The sequence below is a fragment of the Microbacterium sp. UBA1612 genome (assembly GCF_002321605.1).
Taxonomy (GTDB): domain Bacteria; phylum Actinomycetota; class Actinomycetes; order Actinomycetales; family Microbacteriaceae; genus Microbacterium; species Microbacterium luteum.
The window spans coordinates 19,891-27,174 of sequence record NZ_DCMW01000039.1; the positions used below are offsets into that span (position 1 = coordinate 19,891).

General features: G+C 62.6%; 4 protein-coding genes. All 4 read left to right on the top strand.

Annotation, left to right across the window (positions count from 1 at the left end; all coding sequences use genetic code 11):
* Positions 1-25: 25 nt before the first annotated feature.
* The 4 genes from B3S45_RS14380 (at position 26) to B3S45_RS14395 (ending at position 7,187) form a co-directional block, all read left to right on the top strand.
* Positions 26-1,594 carry a type I restriction-modification system subunit M gene (locus B3S45_RS14380; RefSeq protein WP_286721472.1) on the top strand — a complete coding sequence of 523 codons (1,569 nt, stop codon included), beginning with the start codon at positions 26-28 and terminating at the stop codon, positions 1,592-1,594.
* Complete coding sequence (locus tag B3S45_RS14385; RefSeq protein ID WP_286721474.1) at positions 1,591-2,784, top strand: restriction endonuclease subunit S; 1,194 nt, start codon at positions 1,591-1,593, stop codon at positions 2,782-2,784. The genes B3S45_RS14380 and B3S45_RS14385 overlap by 4 nt, the downstream gene beginning before the upstream one ends.
* Before the next feature lie 14 nt (positions 2,785-2,798).
* Positions 2,799-5,897, top strand: a complete 3,099-nt coding sequence (locus B3S45_RS14390; RefSeq protein ID WP_414683097.1) for a type I restriction endonuclease subunit R — start codon at positions 2,799-2,801, stop codon at positions 5,895-5,897.
* A 90-nt stretch (positions 5,898-5,987) separates the two neighbouring features.
* Positions 5,988-7,187, top strand: a complete 1,200-nt coding sequence (locus B3S45_RS14395; RefSeq protein ID WP_286721478.1) for a hypothetical protein — start codon at positions 5,988-5,990, stop codon at positions 7,185-7,187.
* The last annotated feature ends 97 nt before the right edge of the window (positions 7,188-7,284 follow it).

The following is a 7,284-nucleotide window of genomic DNA, read 5'->3' on the forward strand; positions in this document are numbered from 1 at the left end:
CGTTGGTTCCCGGAAAGATGAGTTCATGACCCCCACGACGAAAGAGTCCCAGCGAGCCGAACTGCATAAGACAATTTGGCGCATCGCCAACGATCTGCGCGGCAGTGTCGATGGGTGGGACTTCAAGAGCTACGTGCTCGGCATGCTGTTCTACCGCTTCATCAGCGAGAACCTGGTCGCCTACTTGAACGATCTGGAGCGCAAGGCGGGCGCGCCCGACTTCGACTACGCGAAGCTGAGCGACGCTGACGCGGAGTTCGGCCGCCAGCTGACGGTCGACGACAAGGGCTTCTACATCCTGCCGAGCGAGCTTTTCGCCAACGTGCGCAAGCGCGCGGCGGCCGATGCGAACCTGAACGAGACGTTGGAGCGGGTGTTCAAGAACATCGAGGGCTCGGCGGTCGGCGCCGACAGCGAGGACGACATCAAGGGGCTGTTCGACGACCTCGATGTGAACTCGGCGAAGCTCGGCAACACGGTCGCGAAGCGCAACGAGAAGCTGGTGAAGCTGCTCAACGCGATCGGCGACCTGCCGCTCGGCAACTTCGATGACAACACCATCGACCTGTTCGGCGACGCCTACGAGTACCTGATGCAGATGTACGCATCCGCCGCCGGCAAGTCGGGTGGCGAGTACTACACGCCACAGGAGGTGTCGGAGCTTCTGGCCCGCATCACCGTGGTCGGCAAGACCGAGGTGAACAAGGTCTACGACCCGGCGGTCGGCTCCGGCTCGCTGCTGCTGAAGTTCCAGAAGGTGCTGGGCGCGGGCAAGGTGCGTCAGGGCTTCTTCGGGCAGGAGATCAACCTGACCACCTACAACCTGGCGCGCATCAACATGTTCCTGCACAACGTGCCCTACGAGCAGTTCAACCTGGCCCACGGCGACACCCTCACCGACCCTGCGCACTGGGACGACGAGCCGTTCGAGGCGATCGTGTCGAACCCGCCGTACTCGATCAAGTGGGACGGCGACGCCAACCCGCTGCTGATCAACGACCCCCGGTTCGCCCCGGCGGGCGTGCTCGCGCCGAAGTCGAAAGCCGACCTCGCGTTCACCATGCACATCCTCAGCTGGCTGGCGGTGAATGGCACGGCAGCCATCGTCGAGTTCCCCGGGGTGCTCTACCGCGGCGGCGCCGAGCAGAAGATCCGCAAGTACTTGATCGATAACAACTACGTGGATGCGGTCATCCAGCTGCCGCCGGACCTGTTCTTCGGCACCACGATCGCGACCTGCATCATCGTGCTCAAGAAGTCGAAGGCCGACAACGCGGTGCTCTTCATCGACGCCTCGGCCGAGTTCACGCGCATCGGCAACAAGAACAAGCTCACCGAGACGCACCAGAAGCGCGTTCTGGATGCGTTCGCCGCCCGCGACAACGTGGCGCACTTCGCCCGACTGGTTCCGAACTCCGAGGTGGCCAAGAACGACTACAACATCGCCGTGTCGTCGTACCTGGAGCGCGAAGACACCACAGAAGCCGTCGACATCACGGAGCTGAACGCCGAGATCGCCCGCATTGTCGCGCGGCAGGCCGAGCTGCGCGCGTCGATCGACGAGATCGTCGCCGACCTCGAGGGCGCGCGGTGAGTCGTCTCGACGAGCTGATCGCGGAGCTCTGCCCCGACGGGGTCGAGTATCGGAGGATCGAGGAGGTTGCACAAGTCGGGACCGGCGGGAGCGATCGTAAGGACGCGAGCGGCAATGGCGCGTTTCCGTTCTACGTCCGCTCAAAGGATGTGCTCAGAATGGATTCATACGAGTTCGATGAGGACGCGATCGTCATTCCGGGCGAAGGCGGAATCGGTGAGATATTCCACTTTGTCCGCGGAAAGTACGCGCTTCATCAGCGCGCTTATCGAATCAGTTTCCGGGTTCCCGAAGTGGACACCAAGTTCGCCTATTACTACTTCTCGGTGCACTTCAAGAAGTTCGTCTTGCAGAAGGCGGTTACCGCGACGGTCACGTCGATTCGAAAGCCGATGATCACGGACTTCCGCATCCCGAATCCACCGCTCGAGGTGCAGCGGGAGATCGTGAGGATCTTGGACCAGTTCACCGAGCTGGAAGCGGAGCTGGAAGCGGAGCTGGAAGCGGAGCTGGAAGCGCGCCGGCGACAGTACAGCTTCTATCGGGACTCGCTGATGTCCTTCACTCGGAACACGCCCCATCGTCCGCTTGGCGAGTTGGGAACCATATTCGGAGGGCTGTCCGGCAAGTCGAAAGCGGACTTCACCGGTGGCAATGCCCGTTACGCGACATACACGAACGTCTTCAACAACATCGCACTGGATGTAACCGCGGAAGACCGCGTCAGGGTTGGGCCGGATGAACGGCAACGATCACTTGCATACGGCGACATCGTGTTCACCGGTTCATCCGAGTCCGCCGCCGAAGTAGGCATGACGTCGGCCGTCGTGGACCACCTTTCGGAACCGATGTACCTGAACAGCTTCTGCATCGGGTTCCGCCCTCACGACGTCCAGAATCTGGCTCCTGAGTTTGCAAAGCATCTGTTCCGATCGAGTCCGATGCGCGGGCAAATCGTCCGAACGGCGAACGGCGTGACTCGTATCAACATGTCCAAGGCACGCCTGGCCAAGATCACGGTGCCGCTGCCAGATCGCGCTCAGCAGATCCGTACCGCCGAGGTGCTCGATAGTTTCGACGCGCTCGTGAACGACCTGAGCGTCGGGCTTCCGGCCGAGCTGACGGCGCGGCGGAAACAGTACGAGCACTACCGAGACAAGTTGCTGACATTCAAGGAGATGGTGGCGTGAGCGAGGCGGCATCGATGCGCTTCGAGCCGATCGCGGTGAGCTCTGAGAGCACCGTCGTAGCCGAGTTCGAGGCTGACGCAGCGTCCGCCTCCGCCTACCAGTCGGAGGTGGCGCTGGAGCGGGAGTTCATCAGGCTCCTGGAGTCGCAGGCCTACGAACGACTCACGCTCACGAGTGAAGCTGACCTGGTCGCCAACCTGCGCGTGCAGTTGGAGGCGCTCAACGGCATCCGGTTCTCCGATGCCGAATGGGACCGCTTCTTCGGCGAGAAGATCGCAGGCAAGAACGACGGCATCGTCGAGAAGACCGTGCGGATTCAAGAAGACCACGTACAACTGCTGAAGCGCGACGACGGCACCACTAAGAACATCACGCTGATCGACAAGGTCAATGTGCACAACAACCGGCTGCAGGTGCTCAATCAGTATGAGGTTGCGGGGGCTGGGGCCGGAGGTCTCGATACGCCGACTACGTCGGCTACTCGACCGGCGGGTGAAGCGGCTGGTCGGGGGGCGAAGTACTCGAACCGGTACGACGTCACGGTGCTCGTCAACGGGCTGCCGCTCGTGCACATCGAGCTGAAGCGGCGCGGTGTCGACATCCGTGAAGCGTTCAACCAGATCGACCGCTACCAGCGCGACAGCTTCTGGGCGGGCTCAGGGCTGTTCGAGTACGTGCAGCTGTTCGTGATCAGCAACGGCACACTGACCAAGTACTACTCGAACACCACCCGGCGCGAGCACCTTCAGGAAGGCGCGGGGCGGGCTTCGACAGGCTCCACCGGCGGCAAACGCAAGACCTCCAACTCGTTCGAGTTCACCTCGTGGTGGGCCGACGCGCAGAACCGACCCATCCAAGACCTCACCGCCTTCGCTAACACGTTCTTCGCCCGGCACACGCTGCTAAACATCCTCACCAAGTACTGCGTGCTCACTGCCGACCGGATGCTGCTGGTGATGCGGCCGTACCAGATCGTCGCGACCGAGCGCATCCTGCAGCGCATCGACATCTCGACCAACTACAAGAAGCTCGGCTCCACCGAGGCGGGCGGATACGTCTGGCACACCACCGGCTCGGGCAAGACCCTCACCAGCTTCAAGACCGCGCAGCTGGCCTCGCGGTTGCCGAGCGTCGACAAGGTGCTGTTCGTCGTCGACCGCAAAGACCTCGACTACCAGACGATGCGCGAGTACGACCGGTTCGAGAAAGGCGCCGCCAACTCAAACACCTCCACGGCGGTGTTGAAGAAACAGCTCGAAGACCCCAACGCGCGGATCATCATCACCACGATCCAGAAGCTGGCCAACTTCATCACGGCCAACAAGGGTCACCCGATCTATAGCGGCCACATCGTGCTGATCTTCGACGAGTGCCACCGCTCGCAGTTCGGCGACATGCACACCGCCATCACCAAGGCATTCAAGCGGTACAACCTGTTCGGCTTCACCGGCACGCCGATCTTCGCCGTCAACTCCGGCAGCGGCGGAAACCCGCAGCTGAAGACCACCGAGCAGGCCTTCGGCGAGAAGCTGCACACCTACACGATCGTGGATGCGATCACCGACAAGAACGTGCTGCCGTTCCGCATCGACTACGTCAACACGGTCAAAGAGGGCGAAGTCGCCGACAAGCTGGTGTCGGCCATCGACACCGAGAGGGTGCTGCTCGACCCGCAGCGCATCCAACAGGTGGTCGAGTACACGCTGGAGCACTTCGACCAGAAGACGCGGCGCAGCGAGAACTACTCGCTCGGGGAGCGGCGCGTACGCGGCTTCAACGCCCTGTTCGCGGCAGCCTCGATCGAAGCCGCCAAGACCTACTACAAGGCGTTCCAATGGAACCAGGAGCAGCTGCCCTCCGACCGTCGACTCAAGATCGGACTGATCTACTCCTACGCCGCCAACGAACTCGTCGAAGACGGCGCACTGGACGAAGAGGTCTTCGAGACCGGCGGACTCGACGCCTCCTCGCGCGACTTCCTGGAACGCGCGATACAGGACTACAACGCCATGTTCGGCACGAGCTTCGACACCTCGGGCGACAAGTTCCAGAACTACTACAAAGACCTCTCGTTGCGGCTCAAGAGCCGTGAGATCGATCTGGTCATCGTGGTCAACATGTTCCTCACAGGCTTCGACGCCACCACCCTGAACACGCTGTTCGTCGACAAGAACCTGCGGGCGCACGGGCTGATTCAGGCCTATTCGCGCACCAACCGCATCCTGAACTCGGTGAAGACCTACGGCAACATCGTCGCGTTCCGTGATCTCGAAGAGCAGACTAACGACGCCATCGCGCTGTTCGGCAACAAGGATGCGCGCGGGGTGGTGCTGCTGAAGCCCTATGCGGACTACTTCGCCGACTACGCCGAGAAGGTGACCGAGCTGCTGGCAGCGTTCCCGCTCGGGGTGCCGATCGTTGGGGAGAGCGCTCAGAAGGAGTTCATCGCGCTGTTCGGGGCGATTCTGCGGCTGCAGAACATCCTGACCTCCTTCGACGACTTCGCCGGCGCCGAGATGCTGACCGAGCGCCAGGTGCAGGACTACCGCAGCGTGTACCTCGACCTGTATGCCGAGTTCCGCAAAGAGACAGACGCCGAGAAAGAGGCGATCAACGACGACGTCGTCTTCGAGATCGAACTCATCAAACAGGTCGAAATCAACGTCGACTACATCCTCATGCTCGTGCAGAAGTATCGGGGCGAGCGCGGAGACGGCGACGATAAAGAGATCCGCGCCGAGATCACCCGCGCCGTCGACGCCTCGCCGTCGCTGCGCAACAAGAAAGACCTCATCGAAGCGTTCATCGACTCCATCACCGTGCAAGGTGACATCGACGAGGAGTGGGGGCGGTTCATCGCCGCCCGCCGCGAGGCGGAGCTCGCCGAGATCATCGCGTCGGAGAGCCTGCGCCCCGACGAGACGCGCGCATTCATCGAATCGGCGCTGCGCGACGGCGCTGTGCGCGCCACCGGAACCGCGATCACGAAGATCCTGCCGCCCACCTCCCGCTTCTCGCCCCAGGGCGGCCTGGGGGAGAAGAAGCAGCGGGTGCTGGTGCGGCTCACCGAGTTTGTGGAGCGGTTCTTCGGGCTGGGGGCGAGCGGCGAGTAGGAGCATGTCCTCCGCGCGCCCTATGGTGGTGAGCAGGTCTCAGAGACGAGTGTTGGAGCGGCGCATCGAGTCGCCCGAGAGAGGCGCGACATGACCACCCCACAAGTGGTTGCCGTACGACGATTCGCTGCCGACGGCGCCGAGATCGCGGTCTTCGAGTTCGAGGGGCGCCTCCGTGATGTGATGATCAGCAGCCTTCGTGACGGCTACCTTGCAACCGGCAGCTACCTCCCGGACAGCAAAGACATTTCGTCGCAGAGCATGCTCTCGATGGTCAGTGCAGGGGCGGCTGTTGGGGGCACCACGGTCTCTGCCGCGATGTCGTCCACGCTGTTCATGGCGACAGCGAACCCAGCATCGCTGATGTCGATCGGCGCGGGGGTCGGAAGCGCGGTGATGGGCAGCACGGGCATCGTTGCCCAGGCACCATTCATTGCGGTGGCGAGTTCGCTCCCCGTGGTGGCGCCGATTATGGCGATGCAAGCTCTCAACGCCGCGATCATGCTCGATCAGTTCCAAAAGGTCGACCGCAAGCTCAACCTGATCAAGTCAACGCTCGACACGGCCATTGCTCGCGCTGAGGCCACCCACGCGGGCGAGCTGATCTCCGCCTCGATCACGGTGGACGAGGTCTACCGCCAGTACGAGAGCACGGGCAGCTTCTCGCAGGACATGTTGATCCGGCTCGCGCTCGCCGAACGCGATGTTCATCGCCTTGCCACACGATTCAGGTATCTCGTCGAGGCGCACTCCGTTGGCGACGTTGACGACCTCGGCGACGTTCAGCGCGCCAACTACGACGCTCACAGTGCGATGCTCGCCTCGTTCCTCGAACTTCGGATCCGCTACCTGCGTGTTTGTGTCGACATGCAGGAGAACGCCAAGTCGGTCGACCGTTCAGTCGCGGCGCTCAAGACCAAGATCGAAGACGGGGTCGAGCTCTGGCAGCAGTTGCTCCGCAGGTCGGAGGAGATCCGTGATGCGATCAAGGGGCGCGAAGCGCAGTTGAACGACATGAACTGGGTCGAGCGACGGCTCCCCGAGTTCGCGGGCGGGAAGGGCGGAGTTGCCGGCCGAAATCTCGAGACGCTGAGGGCGGCGTATGTGGCCACGATGGAGAGCGAGCGCGCCATCATGCAGGGCTTTGACTCACTCATCCAGTCGACGAGAGACAGCCTCCAAGCGTTCGAGAACCCGACGTTGAGTCTCGAGTCCGCGCCGACGATGGTCTACTGGCGGGACGAGGACGGCGAGCACTCCTTCTACACGCGACAGCTTCAGCTGGGCTGACGCCAGGGCGGGGCATACCGGGCGGCGACGCTCTCGCGTCCGCTATCCCGCCTCCACCGCAATCCGCGACGGTCCGCCCGGCTCGGCGACGACGCGC